Source organism: Streptomyces bacillaris, from assembly GCF_003268675.1.
Taxonomy (GTDB): Bacteria; Actinomycetota; Actinomycetes; order Streptomycetales; family Streptomycetaceae; genus Streptomyces; species Streptomyces bacillaris.
Genome location: NZ_CP029378.1, coordinates 5,637,215 through 5,661,279, shown reverse-complemented (window position 1 = coordinate 5,661,279; position 24,065 = coordinate 5,637,215). Strand labels below are relative to the sequence as shown.

Genomic DNA, 24,065 nt, shown 5'->3' with positions numbered 1-24,065 from the left:
GTCTGCCCGGAGGAACCCATGCGCAGTCCTGCCCGCCTCGTGACCGGTACCGCCACCGCCGCGGTCACCGTCATAGCGCTCGGTCTCGCCGCCGCCCCGTCCGCGTACGCGGACAACTTCGGCCGGCTGGAGATCACCCCGGCGACCGCGCCCCCCGGCGCCACCGTCACCGTGAACACCACCGCCTGTGGCCCCAAGGGGTCGGGCATCGGTGACGCCAACTCCCTGGACGCCGGGGACTTCGAACTCCGCCGCGGTACGCACAAGGAGGTCCTCGTCGGCCAGTTCCGGGTGCCGCACGACACCCGGGCCGGCGTCTACGAGATCGTCGTCACCTGCGACAACGGCAAGGACGCCGTCGGGGATCTCAAGGTGATCGGCGGCGGCAAGCACGAGAAGCCCGACCACCAGCGCCCGTCCGGCCATGTGCGGACCGGTGTCGGCGGCAGCGTCGAGCCCAACTCCACGCAGGTCGCCCTCGGCGTCGGCGTGATCGGTCTGGCGGCCGTCGGTGGACTCTGGCTGCTGCGCCGCCGCACCGAGCCCGGCGCCGAGAGCGGCCGCTGAGGCAGGCAGCCGGGCCGACACGGCCGGCAAGGTCCCCTGCTCCCGGGCCCGGCGCGCTCCCCCGCGCGTCCGGCCCGGGCAGCCTCGTCCGCGAAACCCCACGGCTCACCCCCAGGACTCCCCGTGTCCCAGAGCGCGCAGAAAGCCCGAGGCTGGCTCGTCGGCATCGCCGTGCTGTGCGGTATCTGGCTCGTCCAGAACGGCTCCGGCGAGCAGCTGATCCCGCCGCAGCCCTCCAGCGCCCAGGCCTTCGCCGCCGGGCCCGAGCTCCAGCCGGGCTCCCCGGTCGCCGAACCGCTGCGGCCCTCCGACCCCGTCCGCATCCGCATCCCGAGCATCGACGTCGACGCGCCGATGATGCGGCTGGGGCTCGGGGCCGACGGCAGCCTGGACGTGCCGCCGGACGAGGACCGCAACCTCGCGGGGTGGTACGCCGACGGGGTCCCGCCCGGCGCCAAGGGCACCGCGATCGTCGCCGGGCATGTCGACAACGCCGAGGGGCCCTCCGTCTTCTACGCCCTCGGCGCCCTCACCAAGGGCACCCGTGTCGAGGTCGTCCGCGAGGACGGGCGCACCGCCGTCTTCTCGATCGACGCCATCGAGGTGTACGACAACAAGGACTTCCCCGACCAGCGCGTCTACGGCGACTCCCCGCACGCCTCGCTCCGGCTGATCACCTGCGGCGGCGGCTTCTCCAAGGAGACCGGCTACCAGGGCAACGTGGTGGCCTACGCCCATCTCACCGATGTGCGGTGACCCCGAGGTACGTCGCTACGCCGTCCACTGGTCGTAGCCCAGCTTCGCCACCAGCGCGAACACCACCGTCAGCAGCACCGCCCGGACGAAGCCGCTCCCCCGGTCGAGCGCCATCCGGGCCCCCGCCATCGCGCCCGCCAGGTTGAAGAGGGCCATCACGGCGGCCAGCTGCCACAGGACCGAACCCTGATAGGCGAACATGGCCAGCGCCCCCGCGTTCGTGCACACGTTGACGATCTTGGCGGTGGCGGACGCCGTCACCAGGTCCAGGTGGAGTACGGCGGTGAGGGCCAGGACGAGGAAGGTGCCGGTCCCCGGGCCGAAGAGGCCGTCGTAGAAGCCGATCCCGCCGCCGACCAGCACGACCGCCGTGACGATCCGGGCCCGGGTCACGGGCCGGGTGTCCGTGTCCCCCGCCGCGGCAGTGCCGAACGACGGGCGCAGTAGCACGAACGCCGCCACCCCGAGCAGCGCCACCATGATCACCGGGCGCAGCACATCGCTGCTGATCCCGGCCGCGAAGAACGCCCCGCCCATCGAACCGGCCAGCGCCATCAGCCCCACCCGTACCGCCAGCCCCACCCGTACCGGGGCCCGGCGCACATAGGTGATCGCGGCCCCCGAGGTGCCGACGATCGCGACGGCCTTGTTGGTGCCGAGGACATGGGCGGCGGGGACGTTCGGCAGGCCGAGCAGCAGGGCGGGCAGGAGCAGCAGCCCACCGCCGCCCACCACCGCGTCGATCCAGCCTGCGGCGGCCGCGGCGAGGCAGAGGAGGACCAGGGTGGTCAGGGTGATGTCGGGCATGTCCTCGACACTAAAGGGGCGCCGGAAGCCGGAACTCACAGGGGCTGTCCAGCGGCGCTGAGCGCACGGTTCCGTCCGGGAAACCGGTGGGATGCTGCCGGGTAACACCCGGCCTCCAGGCTCTTTCCCATGAGGAAGCGCCCGTCTCGGCTCTTTCCCATGAGGAAGCGCCCGTCTCGACCGCGCCGCCCTCGGGGACCCCCGCCCCTGGCCGGGCGACGACGTGGTCCGGCCGGCCGATGCCACCCGGGGCGCGTACCGCACGGTCGTCGTCCGGGACGGAGGGCCGGCCGGCGGGGTGCTCCTGGGCGGCCTCGGCGCGGTCGGCGGGCTCGCCCGCACCTGGCAGGACGACGAACCGCCGCCGCCCGCCATGTCCCTGCTCCACCTGCTCACCGACGACGGAGGCCACTGAGATGCCGGACACCACCAGCCCCACCACCCCCACCTTCGTCCTCGTCGGGCACGGCATGGTCGGCCAGCGGTTCCTGGAGGCGCTGGCCGCGCGCGGGCTGACCCCGGCCGCCGGGCGGGCCCGGGTCGTCGTGCTCTGCGAGGAGCCCCGGCCCGCCTACGACCGGGTGCGGCTCACCTCGTACTTCGCCGGGCGCTCCCCCGGTGAACTCTCGCTCGTGGAGCCGGGGTTCATGGAGGAGCACGGCTTCGAGCTGTACGTCGGCGACCCGGCCGGGAGCGTCGACCGCGAGGCCCGGACGGTGACCGCGCGGTCCGGGGCGGTGTTCCCGTACGACACGCTCGTGCTGGCGACGGGCTCGTATCCCTTCGTCCCGCCGGTGCCGGGGAAGGATTCCCGGGGCTGTTTCGTGTACCGGACGATCGAGGACCTGCTCGCGATCGAGGAGTACGCGAAGGGGGCGGAGACCGGGGCCGTGGTCGGGGGCGGGCTGCTCGGGCTGGAGGCGGCGGGGGCGCTCAAGGGGCTCGGACTGCGCACCCATGTGGTGGAGTTCGCGCCCCGGCTGATGCCGGTCCAGGTGGACGAGGGCGGCGGCGCGGCGCTGCTGCGGACGATCGAGGGCATGGGGCTGACCGTCCACACCGGCGTCGGCACGCAGGAGGTCACCGCGGGCGCGGACGGGGCCGTGAACGGGATGGCGCTCTCCGACGGGTCATCGCTCGACGTCGACCTGGTGGTGTTCTCCGCCGGGGTGCGCCCGCGCGACCGGCTGGCCCGGGAGTGCGGGCTCGCGGTCGGGGAGCGCGGCGGGATCGTGGTCGACGAGGAGTGCCGTACGTCCGACCCCGCCGTCTTCGCGATCGGTGAGTGCGCGCTCGCCTCCGACGGGCGCGTCTACGGGCTGGTCGCGCCGGGGTACGAGATGGCGGAGACCGTGGCCGAAGTACTCGGTGGCGGGCGGGCCGGGTTCACCGGTGCCGACATGTCGACCAAGCTGAAGCTCCTCGGCGTGGACGTGGCCTCGTTCGGTGACGCGCACGGGACGGCGGAGGGCGCGCTCGACGTGGTGTACGCCGACTCCCGCTCCGGCGTCTACAAGAAGCTGGTGATCGGGGCGGACGGCGCCCTGCTGGGCGGGGTGCTGGTCGGGGACGCCGACAGCTTCGGCACGCTGCGGCCGATGACGGGGAGCGTCCTGCCGGTCGCGCCCGAGCAGCTGGTGCTCCCGGCCGGGGCGGGCGGGCCGGTGACGCTGGGACCGTCCTCGCTGCCGGACGACGCCGTCGTCTGCTCCTGCCACAACGTGACCAAGGGCGCGATCTGCGAGCACACCACCCTGGCCGAGGTGAAGAAGTGCACCCGGGCGGGGACGGGGTGCGGCAGCTGCGTCAAGGTGATCGGGCAGCTGCTGCCGCAGAGCGAGGACACCGGCCTGTGCGGCTGCTTCGCCTACAGCCGCAGCGAGTTGTACGAGATCGTCCGCACCCTGGCCGTCACCTCGTTCACCACCCTGCTCGACTCGCACGGCCGGGAGGAGGCGCGCGGCGGGGAGGGGTGCGAGGTCTGCAAGCCGGCCGTCGGTTCGGTCATCGCCTCGCTCGCCCCGACCGTCGGCGCCAGCGGTTACGTCCTGGACGGGGAGCAGGCGGCGCTCCAGGACACCAACGACCACTTCCTCGCCAACCTCCAGCGCAACGGCTCCTATTCGGTCGTGCCGCGCATCCCGGGCGGTGAGATCACCCCGGAGAAGCTCATCGTGATCGGTGAGGTGGCCCGCGACTTCGGCCTCTACACGAAGATCACCGGCGGCCAGCGCATCGACCTCTTCGGCGCCCGCGTCGATCAGCTGCCGGTCATCTGGGCCCGGCTGGTCGACGCGGGGTTCGAGTCCGGGCACGCGTACGGGAAGTCGCTGCGGACGGTCAAGTCCTGTGTGGGGCAGACCTGGTGCCGCTACGGCGTGCAGGACTCCGTACGGATGGCGATCGACCTGGAGCTGCGCTACCGGGGCCTGCGCTCCCCGCACAAACTGAAGTCGGCGGTCTCCGGGTGCGCCCGGGAGTGCGCGGAGGCCCGGGGCAAGGACTTCGGGATCATCGCCACCGCCGGCGGCTGGAACCTGTACGTCGGCGGCAACGGCGGGGCCACCCCGCGCCACGCCGATCTGCTCGCCCAGGACCTCTCCGACACCGAACTGGTCCGGCTCATCGACCGGTTCCTGATGTTCTACATCCGTACGGCCGACCGGCTGGAGCGCACCTCGGCCTGGCTGGAGCGGATCGACGGCGGCCTGGAGCACGTGCGGGATGTCGTCGTCCATGACTCGCTGGGGCTCTGCGACGAGTTGGAGAGACTGATGGCCGACCATGTCTCCGGCTACCGCGACGAGTGGGCCGAGACCATCGACGACCCGGAACGGCTGCGGCGGTTCGTGACCTTCGTCAACGCCCCCGACGCCCCCGACCCCTCGGTGAGGTTCGTCCCGGAGCGGGACCAGATCAAGCCCGATCTGGAGCTGCTTGCCGGGCCCGTGCTCGCCGTCCGCACCCTCGAAGGGACCTCTTCCCGATGACCACCACCACGCTGAACACCTCCCTGAGCGCCACCGCTCCGGGCTCCGCTCCGGCCACCGTCCACATCGCCCACGCCGGCGGCTGGGTCGCGGTCTGCGGGACGGACGTGCTGAGCGCCGGGCGCGGCGCCGCGGTGCTGCTGCCGGACGGCGAGCAGGCGGCCCTGTTCATGGACCGGTCGGGCACGGTGTACGCGATCGGCAACCGGGATCCGTTCACCGGGGCGTACGTCCTCGCGCGCGGGCTGCTCGGCTCGGCGGCCGGGCGGCCGTTCGTGGCCTCGCCGCTGCTGAAACAGCGGTTCGACCTGGCCACGGGCGCCTGCCTGGACGACGACGAGGTGTCGGTGCCGGTGTACGCGGTACGGGTGGAGTGACCAGGCCGGTGCGGGGGGGCGTGACCCGGCGTGTGCGGGGCGTGCCCCGGCCGGTACGGGGGGGCGTGACCGTCCGGCCCCGGCCGTCCACAGTTCACCGCTTGTTGAGGGCACGTCAACCACATGCCCGTACAGTCCTGACGCGCGACCCGCCGGTCCCGTCCGGGGCGGCGGGCCCTCACTCATCCGTGGAGTGATCGTGGAACGTCGGACCTTCTTGCGCACGGCGGTGGTCGGCAGCTCGGCGGCGGCCTTCGGCGGCACCCTGTGGCGCGGCGCCGCCTCCGCCGCACCCGCCCAGCCGGCCCCCGGCCCGTACGGCGCGCTGCAGGCGGCCAACGGCAACGGCATCCAGCTGCCGAGCGGCTTCACCAGCCGCATCATCGCCCGGTCGGGGCAGACCGTGGCGGGCACCTCCTACCGGTGGCACAGCGCCCCCGACGGCGGGGCGACCTACGCCGACGGCTCGGGGTGGATCTACGTCTCCAACGCCGAGGTCTCCTCCGGCAGCGGCGGCGGGGCGAGCGCCGTGCGGTTCAACTCCTCGGGCACGGTGACGTCCGCGTACCGGATCCTGTCGGGGACGAACAACAACTGCGCGGGCGGCTCCACCCCGTGGAACACCTGGCTCTCCTGCGAGGAGGTCACGCGGGGGTACGTCTACGAGACCGACCCCTGGGGTGTGAACGCGGCCGTACGGCGGCCCGCGCTCGGCCGGTTCAAGCACGAGGCGGCCGCGGCGGACCCCGACCACGGGTACATCTACCTCACCGAGGACGAGAGCGACGGCCGCTTCTACCGCTTCCGGCCCACCACCTGGGGCAACCTGTCGAGCGGCACGCTCCAGGTCCTGGTCGGCGGTACGGGCACCTCCGGTGCGGTGACCTGGGCCAATGTGCCGGACCCGGCCGCCTCCTCGACCCAGACCCGCCACCAGGTCTCCGGCGCCAAGGTCTTCAACGGCGGCGAGGGGTGCTTCTACGCGGCGGGCACCTGCTGGTTCACCACCAAGGGCGACAACCGGGTGTGGGCGTACGACGCGACCACCTCGTCGATCTCCCTGACGTACGACGACTCGCTGGTGACGGGCGGCGCGGCCCCGCTGACGGGGGTCGACAACGTCACCCGGGCCGGCTCCGGCGACCTGTACGTGGCGGAGGACGGCGGCAACATGGAGATCTGCCTGATCACTCCGGCCGACACGGTGGCCCCGTTCCTGCGGATCACCGGGCAGTCCTCCTCGGAGATCACCGGCCCGGCGTTCTCGCCGGACGGCAAGCGGCTCTACTTCTCCTCGCAGCGCGGCACCAGCGGCAGTTCGTCCGGCGGGATCACGTACGAGGTGACGGGGCCGTTCCGCAGCTGACGCGCCCGCGCACGGGCGACCGTGCCACCCGCGCGTGCGCCGGGGCTCCCCTGTGACCCCGGCGCACGCCCTCGCGGACCGGCGCGCGCTCAGCCCTCGCCCTGGGCGGCGGACTCGTCCATCCAGATGACCTCCCAGATGTGGCCGTCGGGGTCCTGGAACGAGCGGCCGTACATGAAGCCCAGGTCCTGCGTCTCGCCCGCCGGGGAGCCGCCCGACGCCAGGGCCGTGTCGGCCAGTTCGTCGACCTTCTCCCGGCTGTCGGCGCTGAGGGCGAGGATCACCTCGGTCGTCCTCGACGCGTCCGCGATCTCCTTCTTGGTGAAGTCCTTGAAGCGCGGCTCCGTGAGCAGCATGACGAAGATCGTGTCGCTGATGACCACACACGCGGCCTTGTCGTCGCTGAACTGCGGGTTGATGCCGTAGCCGAGCTTCCCGAAGAAGCCCTTCGCGGTCTCCAGGTCCTTCACCGGCAGGTTCACGAAGATCATCTGAGCCATGGTCGTTGCCTCTTCCTGCGTTCCGTCGTGCGCTGCCGTGGTCCGTGCGGCGCTGTCGAAGGGGTAGACGGCGGGGCCGCCCGGAACTCATCGCCGTACGGGGAAGAAGTTTCGACGCGGTCCGGTCTGCCCCGCCGCAAGGTCGGCGGCCTACGGCACACGCCCGCGGCCACGGCCACGGCCCAAGGCGCACGCCCACGGCCCACTCCCGGGGCACACTCACGGCCCGCTCAGGACAGCGCCATCGGCGCCCCGCCCCGCAGCAGGGAGCCGCCCAGCGGGGTCAGCGTGTGGAGCACCGAGCTGCCGTGGCGCAGGGTGAGGACGAGGCCCGCCTCGCGCAGGACGGAGGCGTGCTGGCTCGCGGAGGCGAGCGACACCCCGGCGCGGCGGGCCAGTTCGCTCGTGGTGCAGCCGCTGCCTATCGACTGCAGGACGGCGGAGCGGGTGTGACCGACGAGCCGGCCGAGCCAGGGGCCGGGCTCCGCGAAGGCCGGGGCGCCGGTGTGGGTGACCGGGTAGACGAGCACGGGCGGGAGCAAGGGGTCCCGGTAGACGACGGGGGTGCCCCGGCAGAAGAACGAGGGCTGGAGCAGCAGCCCGCGCCCGTCGAGATACAGGTCGCGGTCGACCGGGTAGTCCGCCTCCAGCACGGGCGCCCGCCACCGGATCATCGGCGGCAGGGTGGCCAGCAGCCCTTCGGCCCCGCCGTCCAGGAGCGCCCGGCCGCGCACGGCCCGGTCGGCCTCGATGGAGGCGCGGATGTGCGGCCAGTACGGCTCGACGGCGGCGTCGTGGTAGCTGCGCAGGGCGCCGATGAGCCGGGCGAGGGGCTCGGCGCGCCCCTCGGAGAGCGCGGCGGGCAGGGCGGCCGTGATCCGCGCGGGCCCGGCGTCGCAGCCGCCGCCCGCCCGGCCGTTCCGCTGCCGCCGCCGTCCGGCCGCCATCAGGTCCAGCTCGCGGCGGATGCGGTCGACCGGGGTGTCGCGCAGGGCCTCCATTCCCACATCGAGCCCGAAAGGCTCGGCGCCTTCCTGCGAGGGGGTCAGGAAATCCGGGAAATAGCCGCGGGGCGGGACGACCGCCGCCAGCAGTTGTGCTTCACCATTCAACCGCGCTCGTGTTTCGGTCCGCCATTTCCCGAAGACCGTCGAAGCCCGCCGGTCCCTCAGCCGATGAAAACTGAGAATCGTCTCCCACAACGCGTCCGGTCTCGTGGCCATCCGCACCCGCGAAAGGTCCAGCCTGGACACATGGATCCGCAGCACTACCGCCCCCACCTGTTGCATCCGCAATTGCCCCCACCGAAGGGTATGCGGACCGTCACAGGAGGTCACCACGGGGTTTCGGCCAGAAGTGAAACGTCTCGCCCCGTTCCGCTTCACCCGAAAAGCTGTACGACGTCGGGTACGCATCCGGTGCCCGCCGGATGAGCACGTGAAGGCCGTGGGGGGCTTTGTGTGTTCGGCGGCGGCGGGCGACGGTGCGGCTCCGTACCCGACGGGGGTAAGCCGGGTGCGGTCCATGGGTGGGGATCCATGGGCCGCACCCCGGTCCCGGCTCCGGTCCACCGTGCGGACACCCGCACTTCTTTGCGTATTAAACGAAGCAATGTGTGCTACGACACATCGGTAGCGCACATTCCGCTCCGGGACGGTGCACGGCACATATTCCACCGACAAGCGAAACGGCTTCCGCGGCCGGGCGGGGCGACTTCCCGGCAACAAGCGGAACGCCTCCCGCCGGACAGGGCGAAGCGGCGGCACCCCCGCACAGGGTGCCGCCGCTTCCGGGTGTTCCGGGGATCGATTCAGGGTGGCGGGCCGATGAGGGAGTCGCCCCAATTCCCTTATGAATCCCCGGAGTTGGTCTATCGATGGCGGGCCGGCGACGGTCGCCGACCCGGTGGAGGATCAGCGGCTGTCGCTGGCCCGCGCTCCCGCGGCCGCCCGGCCGGCCTCCAGTCGCGCGACCGGGATCCGGAACGGCGAGCAGGAGACGTAGTCGAGGCCCACCTCGTGGAAGAAGTGCACCGACTCCGGGTCACCGCCGTGCTCGCCGCAGACGCCGAGCTTCAGGTCCGGGCGGGTGGCCCGGCCGGCCTCCACGGCGCTGCGCACCAGCGAGCCGACGCCGTCCTTGTCGATCGTCTCGAACGGGGAGACCCCGAAGATGCCCTTCTCCAGGTACGCGGTGAAGAACGAGGCCTCCACGTCGTCGCGCGAGAAGCCCCACACCGTCTGGGTCAGGTCGTTGGTGCCGAACGAGAAGAACTGGGCGGCCTCCGCGATCTGGGCGGCCGTCAGCGCGGCGCGCGGCAGCTCGATCATGGTGCCGATGGTCAGCTTCAGGTCGGTCCCGGTGGCGGCCTGGACCTCCGCGATGACCCGGTCGGCCTCCTCGCGGACGATCTCCAGCTCCTGGACCGTGCCGACGAGCGGGATCATGATCTCGGCGCGCGGGTCGCCCTTGGCGTTCTTGCGGTGGGCGGCGGCCTCGGCGATCGCCCGTACCTGCATGGCGAAGAGACCGGGGATGACCAGGCCCAGGCGGACCCCGCGCAGACCCAGCATCGGGTTCTGCTCGTGCAGCTTGTGGACGGCCTGGAGCAGGCGCAGGTCGTTCTCGTTGGCGTCCTTGCGGGACTCCGCGAGCGCCACGCGCACCGACAGCTCGGTGATGTCGGGCAGGAACTCGTGGAGCGGCGGGTCCAGCAGCCGTACGGTGACGGGCAGCCCGTCCATCGACTCGAACAGCTCGATGAAGTCGGCCTTCTGGAGCGGGAGAAGGGCGGCGAGGGCGCTCTCGCGCTCGTCGTCGGTGTCCGCCAGGATCAGCTTCTCGACCATCTCGCGGCGCTCACCGAGGAACATGTGCTCGGTGCGGCACAGGCCGATGCCCTGGGCGCCGAAGCGGCGGGCGCGCAGCGCGTCCTCGGCGTTGTCCGCGTTGGCCCGCACCCGCAGCCGGCGGACCCGGTCCGCGTACGCCATGATCCGGTGCACGGCGGCGACCAGCTCGTCGGCGTCGTCGGCGCCCGCGTGCATCCGGCCCTCGAAGTACTCGACGACCGGGGACGGTACGACGGGTACCTCGCCCAGGTAGACCTTGCCGGTGGAACCGTCGATCGAGACGAGGTCGCCCTCCTCGATCACCGTGCCGCCGACCGTCATCCGGCGGCGCTTGGTGTCGACCTCCAGGTCCTCGGCGCCGCAGACACAGGTCTTGCCCATGCCGCGCGCCACGACCGCCGCGTGCGAGGTCTTGCCGCCGCGCGAGGTGAGGATGCCCTCGGCGGCGATCATGCCTTCGAGGTCGTCGGGGTTGGTCTCGCGGCGGATCAGGATGACCTTCTCGCCGGAGCGGGACCACTTGATCGCGGTGTACGAGTCGAAGACGGCCTTGCCGACGGCGGCACCCGGCGAGGCGGCGATGCCCCGGCCGAGCAGCTGGGTCTTCGCCTGGTCGTCGAAGCGCGGGAACATCAGCTGGGCGAGCTGGGCGCCGTTGACGCGCTGGAGGGCCTCGGCCTCGTCGATCAGCCCCTGGTCCACGAGCTGGGTGGCGATCCTGAAGGCGGCACCGGCGGTGCGCTTGCCGACCCGGGTCTGGAGCATCCAGAGCTGGCCGCGCTCGATGGTGAACTCGATGTCGCAGAGATCCTTGTAGTGGTTCTCCAGCGTCTCCATGATGCCCATGAGCTGGTCGTACGACTTCTTGTCGATCGACTCCAGATCGGCGAGCGGCACCGTGTTGCGGATACCGGCGACGACGTCCTCGCCCTGCGCGTTCTGGAGGTAGTCGCCGTAGACGCCCTGGTGGCCGCTGGCCGGGTCGCGGGTGAAGGCGACGCCCGTACCGGAGTCGGGGCCGAGGTTGCCGAAGACCATGGAACAGACGTTGACGGCCGTGCCGAGGTCGCCGGGGATGCGCTCCTGGCGGCGGTAGAGCTTGGCGCGGTCGGTGTTCCACGAGTCGAAGACCGCGTTTATGGCCAGGTCCATCTGCTCCCGGGCGTCCTGCGGGAACGCGCGCCCGGCCTGGGTTTCGACGATCTTCTTGAACTGCTTGACGAGCTTCTTCAGGTCGGCCGCGGCCAGGTCGGTGTCGACCGTGATCTTCTTGGCCGCCTTCGCCTCCTCCAGGGCCTCCTCGAAGAGGTCGCCGTCGACGCCGAGGACGGTCTTGCCGAACATCTGGATGAGGCGGCGGTAGGAGTCCCAGGCGAAGCGCTCGTCGCCGGACTGGGTGGCGAGGCCGGCCACCGAGGCGTCGGAGAGGCCGATGTTGAGGACCGTGTCCATCATGCCGGGCATGGAGAACTTGGCGCCGGAGCGGACGGAGACCAGCAGCGGGTCGTCCGCCTGGCCGAGCTTCTTGCCCATCCGCTCCTCCAGCGCGGCGAGGTGCGCACTCACCTCGTCGCGGAGGGCCTTGGGGGCCTGCCCGCTCTCCAGGTAGACCTTGCAGGCCTCGGTGGTGATCGTGAAGCCCGGAGGGACGGGAAGACCGAGGTTGGTCATCTCGGCGAGGTTCGCACCCTTGCCGCCCAGAAGATCCTTCAGATCCTTGTTGCCCTCGGTGAAGTCGTAGACGAACTTCTGAGGATCTTTGTTTTCCGACACGGGTCTCGACTCCTCGAGGACGCGGTGGCTGCCCTGACGGCGAGGAACATACCCAGATCGAAGGCGTATGGGTACGTCCACTTGGTCGTCATGAGGCCGCAACCACCCGTCCGCCAGCAGATCTAAAGAAACTCTCCGACGAGTGGAGTGCGATCCTCCGTTCAGCTCTTGAAGGCAGCATGGCCATTTCTTGACCCTGAACTCTCATATGAGCGGACCATTCCGCACCTGAGTACACTTCCCGAAGGCTGCCACCTGGCACTGAGTGCCAGGTCTTCCAGAAGTGCAGCCACCGCCAATCCGCTCATCTGAGCGCACCCCCGATCAAGGGTGGCGTGAATCACGCTGGTTTCGGACCCTGGATTTCAGGATTCGGACGCCTCAGGCAGTCGGTCAGCACCCCGAGGTCCACCTCTTCCAGGCTACGGGCGAACGTCCGCGCCCGCCCCGGGGCGACCGGCAGCAGCGACGGGACCACCAGCACCGCGCACCCCGCCGCGTCGGCGGATGCGGTGCCGTCCGGGGAGTCCTCCACCGCCACACAGGCGGCGGGATCGGCGGCGAACCGCTCGGCCGCCGCCCGGTACGGATCGGGGTGCGGCTTGGTCCGTACGGTGTCGTCGGCCGAGAGCGTGAAGGCGAAGTCCACCCCGGCCAGCGCCCCCGCCACCACCGCGTCGACCACGCTCCGGGGCGAGGCGCTGACCAGGGCGAACGGCACCCCGGCGGCTTCGAGCGAGGCCAGCAGCGCGGCGGCGCCGGGGCGCAGCGGTGCGCCCGCGTCGACCTTCCGGAAGAAGGAGTCGGTCAGCTCGGCGGCGGTGCGCTCCAGGGCGGCGGCCCGGTCGGCCGCGGCGCGCTCCGGCGCGGCGGCCGGGTCAGCCGCAGTGCGCTCCGGAGCGGTGGCCCGGCCCGTCGCCGCGCCGGGGAGGGTTGAAGGGTCGCCGCTCGTGACCTCGATCAGATGAGCGGCGGTGTCGGCGACGGCCCGGCCGACGACCTCGGGGGCGTCCGCGTCGGTCAGCCGGTGGCCGAGCCCGGCCGCGACCTCGCGGGCCGTCTCCCACCAGAGCACCTCGGTGTCGACGAGCGTGCCGTCCATGTCGAAGAGGACGGCGGCGGGGGCGGTCGGCGCCTTCACGCGTCCACCTTGTCACCGGCGGCGGCTTCCGGCGCGGCGCTCTCCCCCGCGGGCACGACCAGCACCGGCCGGCGGACCGGGGTGACCCGGGCCCGTACCCCCGGAGCCAGCTCCGTGGCGTCGCGGGAGGCGAGGTCGGCCTTGACCGAGGCGCCGTCCGGGAGGTCGAGCAGGACCCGGGTGACCGAGCCGAGGAAGGAGGCGGAGACGACCGTTGCGCTGCCCTCCGGGTCGGCGGTGATCCCGATGCTCTCGGGCCGGATGAGGACGTCGACCCCACCCCGGCCTGCGGGAACGTCCCCGTCGACCGGCAGCGAGGCGCCCGCGACGACCACCGAACCGTCGCCGGTCAGCTGTCCCGGCACCCGGTTCATGGTGCCGACGAACTCCGCGACGAACGGCGTGGCGGGGCGCTCGTACAGCTCGGCCGGGGGCGCGCACTGCTCCAGGCGGCCCGCGTTGAGGACGGCGACCCGGTCGGCCATGGAGAGCGCCTCCTCCTGGTCGTGGGTGACGAAGATGGTGGTGATCCCGAGGGCCAGCTGGAGGCGGCGGATCTCCTCGCGGAGGGTGAGCCGGACCTTGGCATCGAGTGCCGAGAGCGGTTCGTCCAGGAGCAGGACCCGGGGGCGCAGGGCGAGGGCGCGGGCCAGGGCGACGCGCTGCTGCTGGCCGCCGGACATCTGGTGCGGGTAGCGGTCGCCGTGGGTGGGCAGCCCGACGAGTTCGAGCAGTTCGTCGGCGGCGGCGTGCCGCTCGGCCGTGGCGACGCCCCGCATCCGGGGGCCGAAGGCCACGTTGTCGCGGGCGTTGAGGTGCGGGAAGAGGCTGTAGGACTGGAAGACCATGCCCGCGTCGCGCCGGTTGGCGGGGACGGGGGTGATGTCCTCGCCGTCGACCAGCACCTCACCGGAGTCGGGCTGCTCGAACCCGGCGAGGACCCGCAGCGCGGTGGTCTTGCCGCAGCCGGAGGGGCCGAGGAGGGCGAGCAGCTCGCCGGGTTCGGCGGTGAGGTCGAGGCCGTCGAGGGCGACGGTGGGGCCGAACGCCCGGCGCAGGGAGCGGAACTCCACCCGCGCCCCGGTGGTGGCCCGCCCCTCGGACGCGGCGGCGGCCGGGACCGGCCCGGAGCGGGGGGTGGTGGCGGTGGGCGGGGCTGGCAGGGCTGACATGGGTGGCTACTCCTTGCCGGGTACGGGGGTGGGGGCGGCGGCCGGGGTGGCGGCCGGGGCGCCCGGGGTGGTGGCGGCCGGGGTCGCGGCGGCCCCGGCTCCGGCGGCTCCGACGCCGGGGACGGAGGCGGTGGCTCCGGTTCCGGCGGCGGGAACGGCCGGAGCGGAGGCGGCGGGGCCGGCGGGAATCGCGGTGGCGGAGGCGGACGACCCGGTTCCGGCGCGCGAGAGGATGAGCAGCAGGGCCCAGGTGATGAGCAGCGACAGCAGCGAGACGGCGACCGACATCCGGGCCTCGGCGCCGGAGACGGTGACGATCCACACCGCGAAGGGCCGGAAGCCCAGCAGCGAGGCGACGGTGTACTCACCGAGCACCAGCGCCAGGGTCAGGAACGAGGCCCCGGCGAGCGAGGAGCGCAGGTTGGGCAGGATCACGCTGACGATCACCTGCAACCGGCTCGCTCCGCAGTTCCGGGCCGCCTCCACCAGCGTGGGCACGTCCACGGCCCGCAGCCCCGCGTCCAGCGAGCGGTGCACGAAGGGCAGCGCCAGCACGGTGTAGGCGAGGACCAGGACCACCGGGAACGACTCGTTCTGGACGGCCAGGAAGGTCTGGTAGAGCGGGGTGCGCGAGAAGTGGTCGGGCCCCCAGCGCAGCACGGTGGCGATCCCGGTCACCAGGGCGATCGGCGGCACCACCAGCGGCAGCATGCAGACGACCTCCACGACGGCCCGCAGCCGGGGCGGCCCGAGCCGCACCGCGACGAGGGCGGGGACGACGAGCAGCAGGGCGAGCGCGATGGTGGCGGCGGCGAGGGAGAGCGAGAGGAAGAGGCTCTCGGTGAAGCCGTCGGCCGACAGGATGCCGCTGTACGCCTCGAAGGTGAGGCCCTGGTTCGGCACGTGGACCGTGAAGACGAACGAGGAGAGCAGCGGGGTGACGAAGTAGAGCCCGGCGACGGCCAGGACGGCTCCGCGCCAGTAGCGCGGGCGCGGACGGCGTGCGGGCTTCACCGGGACGGGCGCCTCGGTGGCCGGGGCGGCGGTGGTCAGTGCAGCCATCGGGAACTCCGTCGCTGGAGGGGCAGATAGACCGCCATCACCAGTCCGGCGATGACGATCATGTCGAGGCTCAGCGCCAGGGCCACGTTCTCCTGGCCGACCAGGACGTTCCCGGAGAGCGCGTCGGCGATCTTCAGGGTGACCAGTGGTACGGAGCCGCCGACCAGGGCGGCGGCGGTGGCGTGCGCGGCGAAGGCGCTGCCGAAGAGGAGGACGAACCCGCCGAGCAGCGAGGGCGCGAGCACCGGCAGTCCGACGTACCGCCAGAACTGCCAGGCGGTGGCGCCGTTGTTGCGGGCGGCCTCGCGCCACTGGGGGCGCAGCCCGTCCAGGGCGGGGACGACGACGATCACCATGAGCGGGATGAGGAAGTAGAGGTAGATGACGGTGAGTCCGGTGAAGGAGTAGAGGTTCCAGCCGAGCGCGTCGAGGTTCCCGAGCTGGGTGACCACACCGGAGATGCCGAGGGTGGCGATGAAGGCGAAGGCCAGCGGGACGCCGCCGAAGTTGGCGAGCACCCCGGAGGCGGTGAGCACGGCCCCGCGCAGGGCGGCCCGCCGGGAGGTGACGACGGCCTGGGCGATCAGCACGCCGACGACGGTGGCGATGGCGGCGGTCAGCGCGGAGAGCTGGACGCTTCCGGTGAGCGAGGTGAGGTAGGGCCCCTGGAGCGAGCGCTGGAGGTGTTCGGCGGTGAGTTCGGTGGCGCCGGAGGCCGGGTCGGTACGGGTGATGGCCCCGTACAGCAGGGCTCCGGCGGGCAGCCCGAAGCAGAGCCCGGCGAAGACGAGCAGCGGGAGCGCGCCGAGCCAGGCGCGGGCCGGCCGGCGGCGGCGCGTACGGCCGACGGCCCCGGCGGCGGCCGCCCCGGGTCCCGGGGCGGCGGACGGGTGGGAGACGGTCATCAGGAGACGGCCTTGTCCCAGTTCTCGGAGAGCGTGGCCTTGGCCTTGTCCAGTTCCTCGGAGGAGGGGAAGGCCGGGGTGCCCTCGACGGCGGGCAGCTTGGCGACGAAGGTCTTGTCGGCGGTCCCGTCCTCGGTCATGGCGGGCAGCAGCACCGGGCGGGCGTACCCCTTGAGCCAGAGGTTCTGGCCCTCGGCGCTGTACAGGTACTCCATCCACAGGCGGGCGGCCGCCGGGTTCGGGGCGTCCTTGTTGATGGCCTGGGAGTAGTACTGGGCGTAGACGCCGTCCTTCGGTACGGAGACCTTCCAGTCGACGCCCTTGGACTTGAACTGGTCGGCGTACCCGGCGTTCAGGTAGTCCCAGTCGATGCTGATGGGCGTCTCGCCCTTCTCGACGGTGGCCGGGGTGGACTCGACGGGGATGAAGTTGCCGCTCTTCTTCAGCTTGCCGAAGTAGTCGATGCCGGGCTGGATGTCCCCGAAGGAGCCCTTGTTGGCGAGGGCCGCCGCGTAGACGCCGCCGAAGGCGGAGCCGGACTTGGTCGGGTTGCCGTTGAGGGCGACCTTCCCCTTGTACTCGGGCTTCAGCAGGTCCGCGAAGGTCTCGGGGCAGGTCGTGATGCGGGCGGCGTCGCAGCCGATGGAGACGTACCCGCCGTAGTCGTTGTACCAGCGGCCGTCGGCGTCCTTCTGGCTGTCGGGGATCTTGTCCCAGGCGGTGACCTTGTACGGGGCGAAGAGGTTCTCGGCCGCGCCGCTGCGGGCGAAGGCGATGCCGAGGTCGAGGACGTCGGGGGCGCGCTTCTGGCCCTTGCGGGACTTGACGGCGGCTATCTCGTCGGCGCTGGAGGCGTCCGGCGTCTCGCTCTTGATCTTGACCTTGTACTTCTCCTGGAAGGTCTTGATCAGCTCGCCGTAGTTGGCCCAGTCCGGCGGCAGGGCGATGACGTTCAGCTCGCCCTCCTTCTCGGCGGCGGCGACCAGCTTCTCCATCCCGCCGAAGTCGGCGACCGAGGTGGCGTCGGCGGACTTCACACCGTTCGCCCCGGCCTCGGCCTTCTCCTCGGGCGCGGCACCGCAGGCGGTGAGGACGGTGAGGGTGGCGGTGGTGAGGGCGAGAGCGGCAACGGTACGGCCGTTGGCGCGGATACGGGGACGGGGTCGGGCTCTGCGCACGGTGGTATCTCCCGGAAGCGAAGTGTGAGGGCCACTTGTTCATACAAGCTGGCACCAGTTCGCCCGGGCCAGGTGTCCGGGAAGTTAACGTCCCATGTCTGGTGCCGCAAGAGGGCGGGAAGAGGAAAGCCCACTATCCAGGGCTTGTGGTAGATAACGACCTCGCATCGAAACGTGTCACGACGACGCTAGAGTGAGCGGCAGGACCGTCACGGAAGAGCGGACCTGTACACAACGCACGGTTCACATGAAGCCAAGGGGGACGCGTGGGCGCTACGCGCTACCGGGAGATCGCCGAGTCGCTGCGGCACGCCATCCGGACGGGCACGTACCCGCTGGGCTCCCGGCTGCCCTCCGAGAGCGACCTCGCCACCCGCTGGTCGGTCTCCCGCGGCACGGTCCGCCAGGCGGTGGCGCTGCTGGCCTCCGAGGGCCTGATCGGCTCCCGGCAGGGGGCCCGGCGGGTGGTCCTGCGCCAGGAGCGCCGCCAGAGCTTCCAACAGCTCAACAGCTTCGCGCAGTGGGCACAGGCCATGGGGTGCGAGGTCACCAGCCGCATCCTGACCCGCACCCTGCGCCCGGCCACCGACGAGGAGGCCGACCGCCTGGACGCGGAGCCGGGCACCGAGATCCTCTACGTCCTGCGCCTGCGCCACCTGGACGGCGAACCGGTGATGGTCGAGCGGACGGTGTACGCGGACTGGGTGGCCCCGGCGGTCCTGGAGCTGCCGGAGGACTGCGTCTCGATCATGGACAGCATCGCGGAGCGGGCGGACATCGTGGCGCACTACGGCGAGCACCTGATCGACGCGGTGGCGGCCGGCAGCGAGGACGCCCGCCTCCTCCAGGTCCGCCGCGCCAGCCCGCTGCTGCGCCAGCGCCACCTGTCGTGCACGGCGGCGGGCCGGGCCATCGAGTGGACGGACGACCGCTACCGGGCGGGCAGCGTGGTCTTCAACGTGATGAACTCCGCGGCGGCGGCGCCGCTGGAGCGGCGGGCGGGCCCGGACGTGACGGGCTGAGGCTTACGGGTACGGGGCCCTGGACGTACGACGAGGGCAGAGGCCGGGGCACGAGCCGTACGCGTACGGAAACGGGCCCGGCTCCCGCGCGGGTACGCATCGCGGGCGGGGACACGGACCCGGCTTCCGCGCAGGTACGGGTACGGGCCCGGGCTCCCGCCGCCTCAGCCGCCGGAGGTGTCCAGCTCCGCGTCGGCGCTGACCCCGGCGCAGTCGTACGGGTCCTTGAGCCAGCCGTCCGGCAGGACGACCCGGTTGTTGCCGGAGGTCCGCCCCCGGGGCCCGTCGGCGCCGTCCGGCCAGGGCTGGTCGAGGTCCAGCTCGTGCAGCTGGGAGGCCAGCTCCTCCAGCGAGGAGGTGATGGCGAGCTTCTTGCGCATCTCGGAGCCGACGGCGAAGCCCTTGAGATACCAGGCGACGTGCTTGCGGAAGTCGATGACGCCCCGGGCCTCGTCACCGATCCACTCCCCCAGGAGCGTCGCATGGCGCACCATGACGTCCGCGACCTCGCGCAGGGTGGGCGCGTGCCGTTCCGTACGCCCCTCCATGGCACTGACCAGGTCGGCGAAGAGCCAGGGCCGCCCGAGGCACCCGCGCCCGACCACGACCCCGTCGCACCCGGTCTCGCGCATCATCCGCAGGGCGTCGTCGGCGCACCAGATGTCCCCGTTGCCGAGCACGGGAATCTCGGGGACGTGCTCCTTGAGCCGGGCGATGGCGTCCCAGTCGGCGGTGCCGCCGTAGTGCTGGGCAGTGGTCCTGCCGTGCAGGGCAACGGCGGTCACCCCCTCCTCCACGGCGATGCGCCCGGCGTCCAGGAAGGTGAGGTGGTCGTCGTCGATGCCCTTGCGCATCTTGATGGTGACGGGGAGGTCCCCGGCGCCGGAGACGGCCTCCCGGAGGATCGCCCGCAGCAGGGGCCGCTTGTACGGGAGCGCGGAGCCGCCGCCCTTGCGGGTGACCTTGGGCACGGGGCAGCCGAAGTTCAGGTCGATGTGGTCGGCCAGGTCCTCCTCGACGATCATCCGGACCGCCTTGCCGACGGTGACCGGGTCGACCCCGTACAGCTGGATCGAGCGCGGGGTCTCGGCCGCGTCGAAGTGGATGAGCTGCATGGTCTTCTCGTTGCGCTCGACCAGCGCCCGCGTGGTGATCATCTCGCTGACGAAGAGCCCCTTGCCCCCGGAGAACTCCCGGCACAGCGTCCGGAACGGGGCGTTGGTGATACCGGCCATGGGCGCGAGCACCACGGGCGGCTGTACGGCGTGCGGGCCGATGCGGAGCTGCGGGAGGGCAGGGGCGAGCGTGGTCATGGCTCCATTGTCGCGTACGCCGGACGAGTGGCGCTCGCACCGTCCGTCGCACCCTTAGAGTCCTCGGCACAACGGACTCTCGGGGTGCACATGGCTTACCTGTTCCTTTTCGGCTGCTTCCTCCTGCTGGGCCTGGCCGGCTCCCTCGCGGCCCGCACCGGCTACCGGGGCAAGGTCGGCGACCGGACGACCGGCTACGAGGTCCCGGCAGCGGTCAGGTCGGACCCCGTCCTCCGGCAGCGGGCGAACGACCTGGTGGCGTTCTGGTGCACCGGAGCGGCGATCCTCGGCCTGGCACCCCTGGTCCCCCTCGGGACGGTCATCCTGAGCGGCGGCGGCCGGTCCGTCTCCACCTCGGGCCTGGCCGCCTTCGCGGCGTACGCCCTGGTCATCGCGGTGGTGGGCGGTTACCCCTTCGAGAAGATCAGGCAACTGGGGGCGTCGGCCGGGGGGTGAGACCGGCCGGAATCGGCACGGCCGCCGAGGTTCTTGGGGAGTTGAGGGGGCGGGTGGTCGGTGACCTCGGTGCCGGGGCCGCCCGGCAGGCCGCGCATCTGGCCGTCCACCACGAGCCCGCCCGGATCGTGGCCGTCGACGCCTCCCCCGCGCAGTACGGGCTGGCCACCGGCCTCTTCTCCCGCCTGGCCCCGCGCCTGCGCATCGTGCGGTCCGACGCCGTACGTCACCTGGAGGCGGCGAGGAACACGTACGACGCGCTGTACAGCGTCTTCGGGGCGGTCGACTTCACCGGCCCCCGCACGCTGCTGCCCGCGGCGGCGGCCGCCCTCAGGCCGGGCGGCCGACTGGCCTTCGCCACCCTGGCCCACTACCTGAACTCCGTCCCCGCCCAGCCGGAGGTGGTGGCGGCCGACATCCCCGCGAAGACCCCGGAGGGCGAGGAGACCACCATGCGCCGGTGGGTCCTCCAGGAGCAGGTGTGGGTGAAGGTCCTGGACGCGGCGGGCTTCACCGGCATCACGGTCGACACGTTCCCCGCGACGAGCGACGGCCCCGGGTCGGCAGCCACCCTGCTGGTGACTGCCGAACGAGCGGGCTGAACAAGCCTGTTGGCCGATCCGGCATTCCCCGTCCGCTAAAAGAGGCCGGCCTGTACGTATTGCGCGAGGTTCTCGGAGATCCTGCGGAGCCACGGGCTGCGGGCGGCCGGGAGCCGGGCGAGGGCGTGCCGGAAGACGCCCGGGTCGGCCCGGAAGAGGGAGCGGGGGCGTGGTGCGGGCGGGTCGTCGCGGAGCACTCCGTCGGGCAGGCCGCCCGAGGCGGGGAGGGCCAGGTGCGTCCGGGGGAAGGCCAGCCACCGCCATACGTCGAAGGGCAGCGGCACCGGGTGGGCGGCGGTCTCGGGGGTCCACGTCTCTCCGGTCTGCGGATGGACCGGTACGAGGACGATGTCGGCCCCGGCGTCCGGGACGGGCAGCCCCGGTCCGGCCAGGACGGCGAGCCGGACGGCCCGGTCCGCGGGCGGCAGGGCGGCCCGGTCCGCGGGCGGCACGCCAGGCCCGCCCACAGGTGGCAGGTCAGGCCGGGCCTCGGGCAGCGCGCCAGGCCGGGCCCCAAGCAGCATGACGTCCAGGGCGCGTTGGAACACTTGCACGCACCAGCCGTCCGGGACGGACACCGGCCGGCCCTCCGAGGCCGCCAGCAGATGGGCGAGCGCCTGGCCCGCCGCGGCCTCCCACCGCGGGCTCCACGACCAGAAGTGGTCGCGCCCCGATCCCGGTGCCCAGGTGGCGATCGGCTCGAACGGAGGCGTGCCCTCCCCCTCCTCCAGCAGTTCCGCCCAGATGGCGGGCGGGGCCGCGGTGTCGTCGACGAGGACGGGGCGCACGGCGCCGGGGGCGAGCCATACCGCCTGCCAGAGCGAGCAGTCGTCGATCCGGCTCGCCACGGGCAGGCCGCACGTGTCGCACGCCATGTTGGGGCCCTCCGCTCCGTCGAGCCCGCAACAGGAGCCGGCGGCCCGCTCCGGAAGCAGCCGGGTGCCGCGCACGTCGCCCGGCGCGAGGACGACCGAGCCGGGCGCGCCGTCCGGGTCCACGGCGAACGTGCCCGCCTCCATGAGCACACCGAGTTGAAGCCCGTTCCCGTACGTCTGGTGAGCGTGGGGCGGCAGGGCTGCCCGGGAGAGCGGGACGGTCAGCTCGGCACCGCAGCCCGCGCACGCGAAAACGAACACGAACACATGCCCTCCGTCGGGAAACGGAGGGCATCGTCGCAGCCGCGCGCCCGACGGGCCAGCGGATTTCCCGGTACCCGTCGGGACGGAGCGGACCACCGGGCGGGGCGCCAGGGGGGCCGTCAGCACAGGGCGCGCCCTCGGCTCGCAGCCTCAGCACGCAGCGTCAGCGCGCGCCTCAGTGCACCGCCTCACCGCGCGTCGCGGTGTCGGAGACCCTCGAGGACGAGCGCGATCAGGCGGCGGGGGTCGTAGTCGGGGTCGTCGTCGCGGCCGATGCAGAGGTTGCCGATCCCGCGCATCAGCTCGTACGGCTGCGTGCCGGGGCGGATGTCGCCGCTGCGGACCGCCGCGTCGAGCAGGAGGGCGCAGACGGGCAGCAGCCGGTCGAGGAAGTACGCGTGCAGGGGGGCGAAGCGGTCGCTGTCGGACTGGAGGGCGTCGGCGAGGCCGTGCTTGGTGACCAGGAAGTCGACGAAGAGGTCGATCCACCGGCGCAGCGCGTCGAACGGGGAGTCCGCCTCGGCCGACAGGCGGGGGCCCGCCTCGGCGCACTCCTCGATCTGGTGGCGGTAGACCGCCGTGACGAGGTCGGCCCGGGTCGGGAAGTGGCGGTAGATCGTGCCCATGCCGACCCCCGCCCGGCTCGCGATCTCCCGGATCGGAGCGTCGACGCCCGAGGTGACGAACACGTCGGCCGCCGCGGCGAGCACCGTCTGCCGGTTGCGCTGCGCGTCGGCCCGCTTGCCCCGGGCCGCGGGCTCCCCTGCGGAGGACTCGGTGGTCATCGGACTCCTTCCCTTGCGATTTCCGTCGCGATTTCCCTTGCACTGTCGCCTGCGGTCTCGGCTGGGGGCTCGTCGGCGATTGACAAAGCGGAACAGCGCTCCGGATACTAAGTGGAGCGGCGCTCCGTTCAGGGTATCCCGCCCGGACCGTCCGCCGCCCTCCTCTGTCCTCCCCTGCCCTCCTCGTCCGCCGCCGGGTCCCGGCGACCCGCGCGGACGGCCCGTGCCACCGAAGGAGAACCGGCACCATGACCACAGCCACCGGCCTCGCGGCCGACATCCTGGGGACCCCTTCCCCCGTCGTGTCCTTCAGCCCCGTGTCCCTGCCCGTACCCGGCCGCCCCGTCGACCTCCAGCTGCGGGTCTCCGCGCCCGTGACCGGGACCGGGCTCCCCGTCCTCCTCCTCTCCCACGGCCACGGCCCCTCGCACCACCTCTCCTCGCTCAACGGCTACGCACCGCTCGCCGACTTCTGGGCCGCCCACGGGTTCGTCGTCGTCCAGCCGACCCACCTCACCTCGCGGACCCTGAGCCACCTGGTCGCGGACGCGCCCGGCGCGCCGGACTTCTGGCGCTCCCGCGCCGAGGACATGAGCCGCACACTCGACCGGCTGGACGAGATCGAGCGCACCGTGCCGCAGCTCGCGGGGCGCGTCGACCGTACGAGAGTCGGTCTCGCCGGGCACTCGTACGGCGGCTTCACCGCGGCCCTCCTGCTCGGTGCCGGGCTCACCGACCCCGAAACCGGAACCGTGGTGCGCCTCCTCGACCCCCGGATCACGGCGGGCGTCCTGCTCGCCGCACCCGGCAGCGGCGGCGAGTCCTTCAACGGGCCGATGGCGCGGCAGTGGCCGGTGATCGGGGCCGTCGACTTCTCCACCATGAGCACGCCCGCGCTGGTCGTCGCCGGGGACAAGGACGACCCCCGCCACTTCACCGACCGGGGACCGGAGTGGCACACCGATCCCTACGCCCTCGCCCCCGGCCCCAAGACCCTGCTCACCCTGTTCGACGCGGAGCACGGACTGGGCGGGATCGCCGGTTACGACGCGGCCGAGACCACCGACGAGAACCCCGAGCGGGTCGCGTCCCTCGCCCTTCTCTCCGCCGCCTACCTCCGCACCCGGCTGCACCCCGGCTCCCCCGCCTGGCGGGCGGCGTCCGAGGCTCTGGCGACCGGTCCCGCCGCCGTGGGACGGGTCGAGTCCAAGTAGCCGCCGTCCCCGACCGTACGGGCGGGGGAGGACGTGACGGGCACCCCGTGAGCCGGGCGTGGCGGAACCCTACGCGCCGTCAGCCGGT

At 72.5% G+C, this 24,065-nt stretch carries 20 protein-coding genes and 2 pseudogenes; 10 read left to right on the top strand and 12 right to left on the bottom strand.

Translation table 11 applies throughout. The annotated features are described in order from the left end of the window. Window positions 1-18: 18 nt before the first annotated feature. Both DJ476_RS24550 and DJ476_RS24545 read left to right on the top strand, forming a co-directional pair. Window positions 19-567 carry a hypothetical protein gene (locus DJ476_RS24550; protein ID WP_112491586.1) on the top strand — a complete coding sequence of 183 codons (549 nt, stop codon included), beginning with the start codon at window positions 19-21 and terminating at the stop codon, window positions 565-567. Window positions 568-690: 123 nt separating this feature from the next. Next, window positions 691-1,323 carry a class F sortase gene (locus DJ476_RS24545; protein ID WP_019764932.1) on the top strand — a complete coding sequence of 211 codons (633 nt, stop codon included), beginning with the start codon at window positions 691-693 and terminating at the stop codon, window positions 1,321-1,323. 15 nt (window positions 1,324-1,338) lie between these two features. Here the strand turns inward: DJ476_RS24545 and DJ476_RS24540 are convergent, their stop codons facing one another. Further along, a complete protein-coding gene (locus tag DJ476_RS24540; protein WP_103416428.1) occupies window positions 1,339-2,130 on the bottom strand; it encodes a TSUP family transporter in 792 nt (263 codons plus the stop codon). 166 nt (window positions 2,131-2,296) lie between these two features. Here DJ476_RS24540 and DJ476_RS36115 point away from each other — a divergent pair. The 4 genes and pseudogenes from DJ476_RS36115 to DJ476_RS24520 form a co-directional block, all read left to right on the top strand. Next, window positions 2,297-2,545 (top strand): annotated as a pseudogene (locus DJ476_RS36115) (NAD(P)/FAD-dependent oxidoreductase); the annotation flags it as partial. Window position 2,546: 1 nt separating this feature from the next. After that, a complete protein-coding gene (nirB, locus tag DJ476_RS24530) occupies window positions 2,547-5,120 on the top strand; it encodes a nitrite reductase large subunit NirB (RefSeq protein WP_103416429.1) in 2,574 nt (857 codons plus the stop codon). After that, the gene (nirD, locus tag DJ476_RS24525; RefSeq protein ID WP_103416430.1) at window positions 5,117-5,497 is read left to right on the top strand and encodes a nitrite reductase small subunit NirD; all 381 of its coding nucleotides are present in this window, start codon (window positions 5,117-5,119) and stop codon (window positions 5,495-5,497) included. The genes nirB and nirD overlap by 4 nt, the downstream gene beginning before the upstream one ends. Before the next feature lie 199 nt (window positions 5,498-5,696). Next, window positions 5,697-6,863: an alkaline phosphatase PhoX gene (locus DJ476_RS24520; protein WP_112491585.1), complete on the top strand. Its 1,167-nt coding sequence runs from the start codon at window positions 5,697-5,699 to the stop codon at window positions 6,861-6,863. Between the two features lie 89 nt (window positions 6,864-6,952). On the opposite strand, the gene DJ476_RS24515 is transcribed toward DJ476_RS24520, so the two are convergent. From DJ476_RS24515 to DJ476_RS24480, 8 genes and pseudogenes are all read right to left on the bottom strand, one after another. Then, window positions 6,953-7,363: a VOC family protein gene (locus tag DJ476_RS24515; RefSeq protein ID WP_103416432.1), complete on the bottom strand. Its 411-nt coding sequence runs from the start codon at window positions 7,361-7,363 to the stop codon at window positions 6,953-6,955. Between the two features lie 230 nt (window positions 7,364-7,593). Next, entirely contained in the window at window positions 7,594-8,631 is a 1,038-nt protein-coding gene (locus DJ476_RS24510) for an ArsR/SmtB family transcription factor (RefSeq protein ID WP_112491584.1), read from the bottom strand. Window positions 8,632-9,276: 645 nt separating this feature from the next. Further along, entirely contained in the window at window positions 9,277-11,988 is a 2,712-nt protein-coding gene (gene ppdK / locus DJ476_RS24505) for a pyruvate, phosphate dikinase (protein WP_103416434.1), read from the bottom strand. Between the two features lie 340 nt (window positions 11,989-12,328). Next, window positions 12,329-13,129: an HAD family hydrolase gene (locus DJ476_RS24500; RefSeq protein ID WP_241565424.1), complete on the bottom strand. Its 801-nt coding sequence runs from the start codon at window positions 13,127-13,129 to the stop codon at window positions 12,329-12,331. Next, window positions 13,126-14,301 (bottom strand): ABC transporter ATP-binding protein, encoded by a 1,176-nt coding sequence (locus DJ476_RS24495; RefSeq protein ID WP_318294784.1) that lies wholly within the window; start codon window positions 14,299-14,301, stop codon window positions 13,126-13,128. The genes DJ476_RS24500 and DJ476_RS24495 overlap by 4 nt, the downstream gene beginning before the upstream one ends. A gap of 189 nt (window positions 14,302-14,490) precedes the next feature. Beyond that, window positions 14,491-15,363: pseudogene (locus DJ476_RS24490) on the bottom strand (ABC transporter permease); the annotation flags it as partial. Beyond that, a complete protein-coding gene (locus tag DJ476_RS24485) occupies window positions 15,351-16,268 on the bottom strand; it encodes an ABC transporter permease (RefSeq protein ID WP_112491582.1) in 918 nt (305 codons plus the stop codon). The pseudogene DJ476_RS24490 and the gene DJ476_RS24485, both read right to left, overlap by 13 nt. Then, a complete protein-coding gene (locus tag DJ476_RS24480) occupies window positions 16,268-17,446 on the bottom strand; it encodes an ABC transporter substrate-binding protein (RefSeq protein WP_103416437.1) in 1,179 nt (392 codons plus the stop codon). The genes DJ476_RS24485 and DJ476_RS24480 overlap by 1 nt, the downstream gene beginning before the upstream one ends. 266 nt (window positions 17,447-17,712) lie before the next feature. Between DJ476_RS24480 and DJ476_RS24475 the strand changes: the two genes are divergently transcribed. Continuing rightward, window positions 17,713-18,468, top strand: coding sequence for a GntR family transcriptional regulator (locus DJ476_RS24475; protein WP_103416438.1), 756 nt, complete (start codon window positions 17,713-17,715; stop codon window positions 18,466-18,468). Window positions 18,469-18,632: 164 nt separating this feature from the next. Here the strand turns inward: DJ476_RS24475 and dusB are convergent, their stop codons facing one another. Then, on the bottom strand, window positions 18,633-19,781 hold the full coding sequence (dusB, locus tag DJ476_RS24470; protein WP_112491581.1) for a tRNA dihydrouridine synthase DusB: 1,149 nt from the start codon (window positions 19,779-19,781) through the stop codon (window positions 18,633-18,635). Window positions 19,782-19,871: 90 nt separating this feature from the next. Between dusB and DJ476_RS24465 the strand changes: the two genes are divergently transcribed. Together DJ476_RS24465 and DJ476_RS24460 are read left to right on the top strand one after the other, a co-directional pair. Beyond that, complete coding sequence (locus tag DJ476_RS24465; protein ID WP_103416473.1) at window positions 19,872-20,237, top strand: hypothetical protein; 366 nt, start codon at window positions 19,872-19,874, stop codon at window positions 20,235-20,237. A gap of 53 nt (window positions 20,238-20,290) precedes the next feature. Continuing rightward, entirely contained in the window at window positions 20,291-20,839 is a 549-nt protein-coding gene (locus tag DJ476_RS24460; protein WP_404827536.1) for a class I SAM-dependent methyltransferase, read from the top strand. Window positions 20,840-20,874: 35 nt separating this feature from the next. Here the strand turns inward: DJ476_RS24460 and DJ476_RS24455 are convergent, their stop codons facing one another. Both DJ476_RS24455 and DJ476_RS24450 read right to left on the bottom strand, forming a co-directional pair. Further along, the gene (locus DJ476_RS24455; RefSeq protein WP_112492609.1) at window positions 20,875-21,975 is read right to left on the bottom strand and encodes a hypothetical protein; all 1,101 of its coding nucleotides are present in this window, start codon (window positions 21,973-21,975) and stop codon (window positions 20,875-20,877) included. A 191-nt stretch (window positions 21,976-22,166) separates the two neighbouring features. Further along, window positions 22,167-22,763, bottom strand: a complete 597-nt coding sequence (locus tag DJ476_RS24450; protein ID WP_112491579.1) for a TetR/AcrR family transcriptional regulator — start codon at window positions 22,761-22,763, stop codon at window positions 22,167-22,169. A 248-nt stretch (window positions 22,764-23,011) separates the two neighbouring features. On the opposite strand from DJ476_RS24450, the gene DJ476_RS24445 reads away from it, so the two are divergent. Beyond that, window positions 23,012-23,977 (top strand): alpha/beta hydrolase family protein, encoded by a 966-nt coding sequence (locus tag DJ476_RS24445; protein ID WP_103416440.1) that lies wholly within the window; start codon window positions 23,012-23,014, stop codon window positions 23,975-23,977. Window positions 23,978-24,065: the final 88 nt, after the last annotated feature.

Excerpts from the sequence above, each read along its gene's own strand:
- DJ476_RS24550 (WP_112491586.1), top strand. The coding sequence starts at position 19 with ATGCGCAGTCCTGCCCGCCTCGTGACCGGTACCGCCACCGCCGCGGTC.
- DJ476_RS24540 (WP_103416428.1), bottom strand. The coding sequence starts at position 2,130 with ATGCCCGACATCACCCTGACCACCCTGGTCCTCCTCTGCCTCGCCGCG.
- nirB (WP_103416429.1), top strand. The coding sequence starts at position 2,547 with ATGCCGGACACCACCAGCCCCACCACCCCCACCTTCGTCCTCGTCGGG.
- nirD (WP_103416430.1), top strand. The coding sequence starts at position 5,117 with ATGACCACCACCACGCTGAACACCTCCCTGAGCGCCACCGCTCCGGGC.
- DJ476_RS24515 (WP_103416432.1), bottom strand. The coding sequence starts at position 7,363 with ATGGCTCAGATGATCTTCGTGAACCTGCCGGTGAAGGACCTGGAGACC.
- DJ476_RS24495 (WP_318294784.1), bottom strand. The coding sequence starts at position 14,301 with ATGTCAGCCCTGCCAGCCCCGCCCACCGCCACCACCCCCCGCTCCGGG.
- DJ476_RS24485 (WP_112491582.1), bottom strand. The coding sequence starts at position 16,268 with ATGACCGTCTCCCACCCGTCCGCCGCCCCGGGACCCGGGGCGGCCGCC.
- dusB (WP_112491581.1), bottom strand. The coding sequence starts at position 19,781 with ATGACCACGCTCGCCCCTGCCCTCCCGCAGCTCCGCATCGGCCCGCAC.
- DJ476_RS24465 (WP_103416473.1), top strand. The coding sequence starts at position 19,872 with ATGGCTTACCTGTTCCTTTTCGGCTGCTTCCTCCTGCTGGGCCTGGCC.
- DJ476_RS24450 (WP_112491579.1), bottom strand. The coding sequence starts at position 22,763 with ATGACCACCGAGTCCTCCGCAGGGGAGCCCGCGGCCCGGGGCAAGCGG.
- DJ476_RS24445 (WP_103416440.1), top strand. The coding sequence starts at position 23,012 with ATGACCACAGCCACCGGCCTCGCGGCCGACATCCTGGGGACCCCTTCC.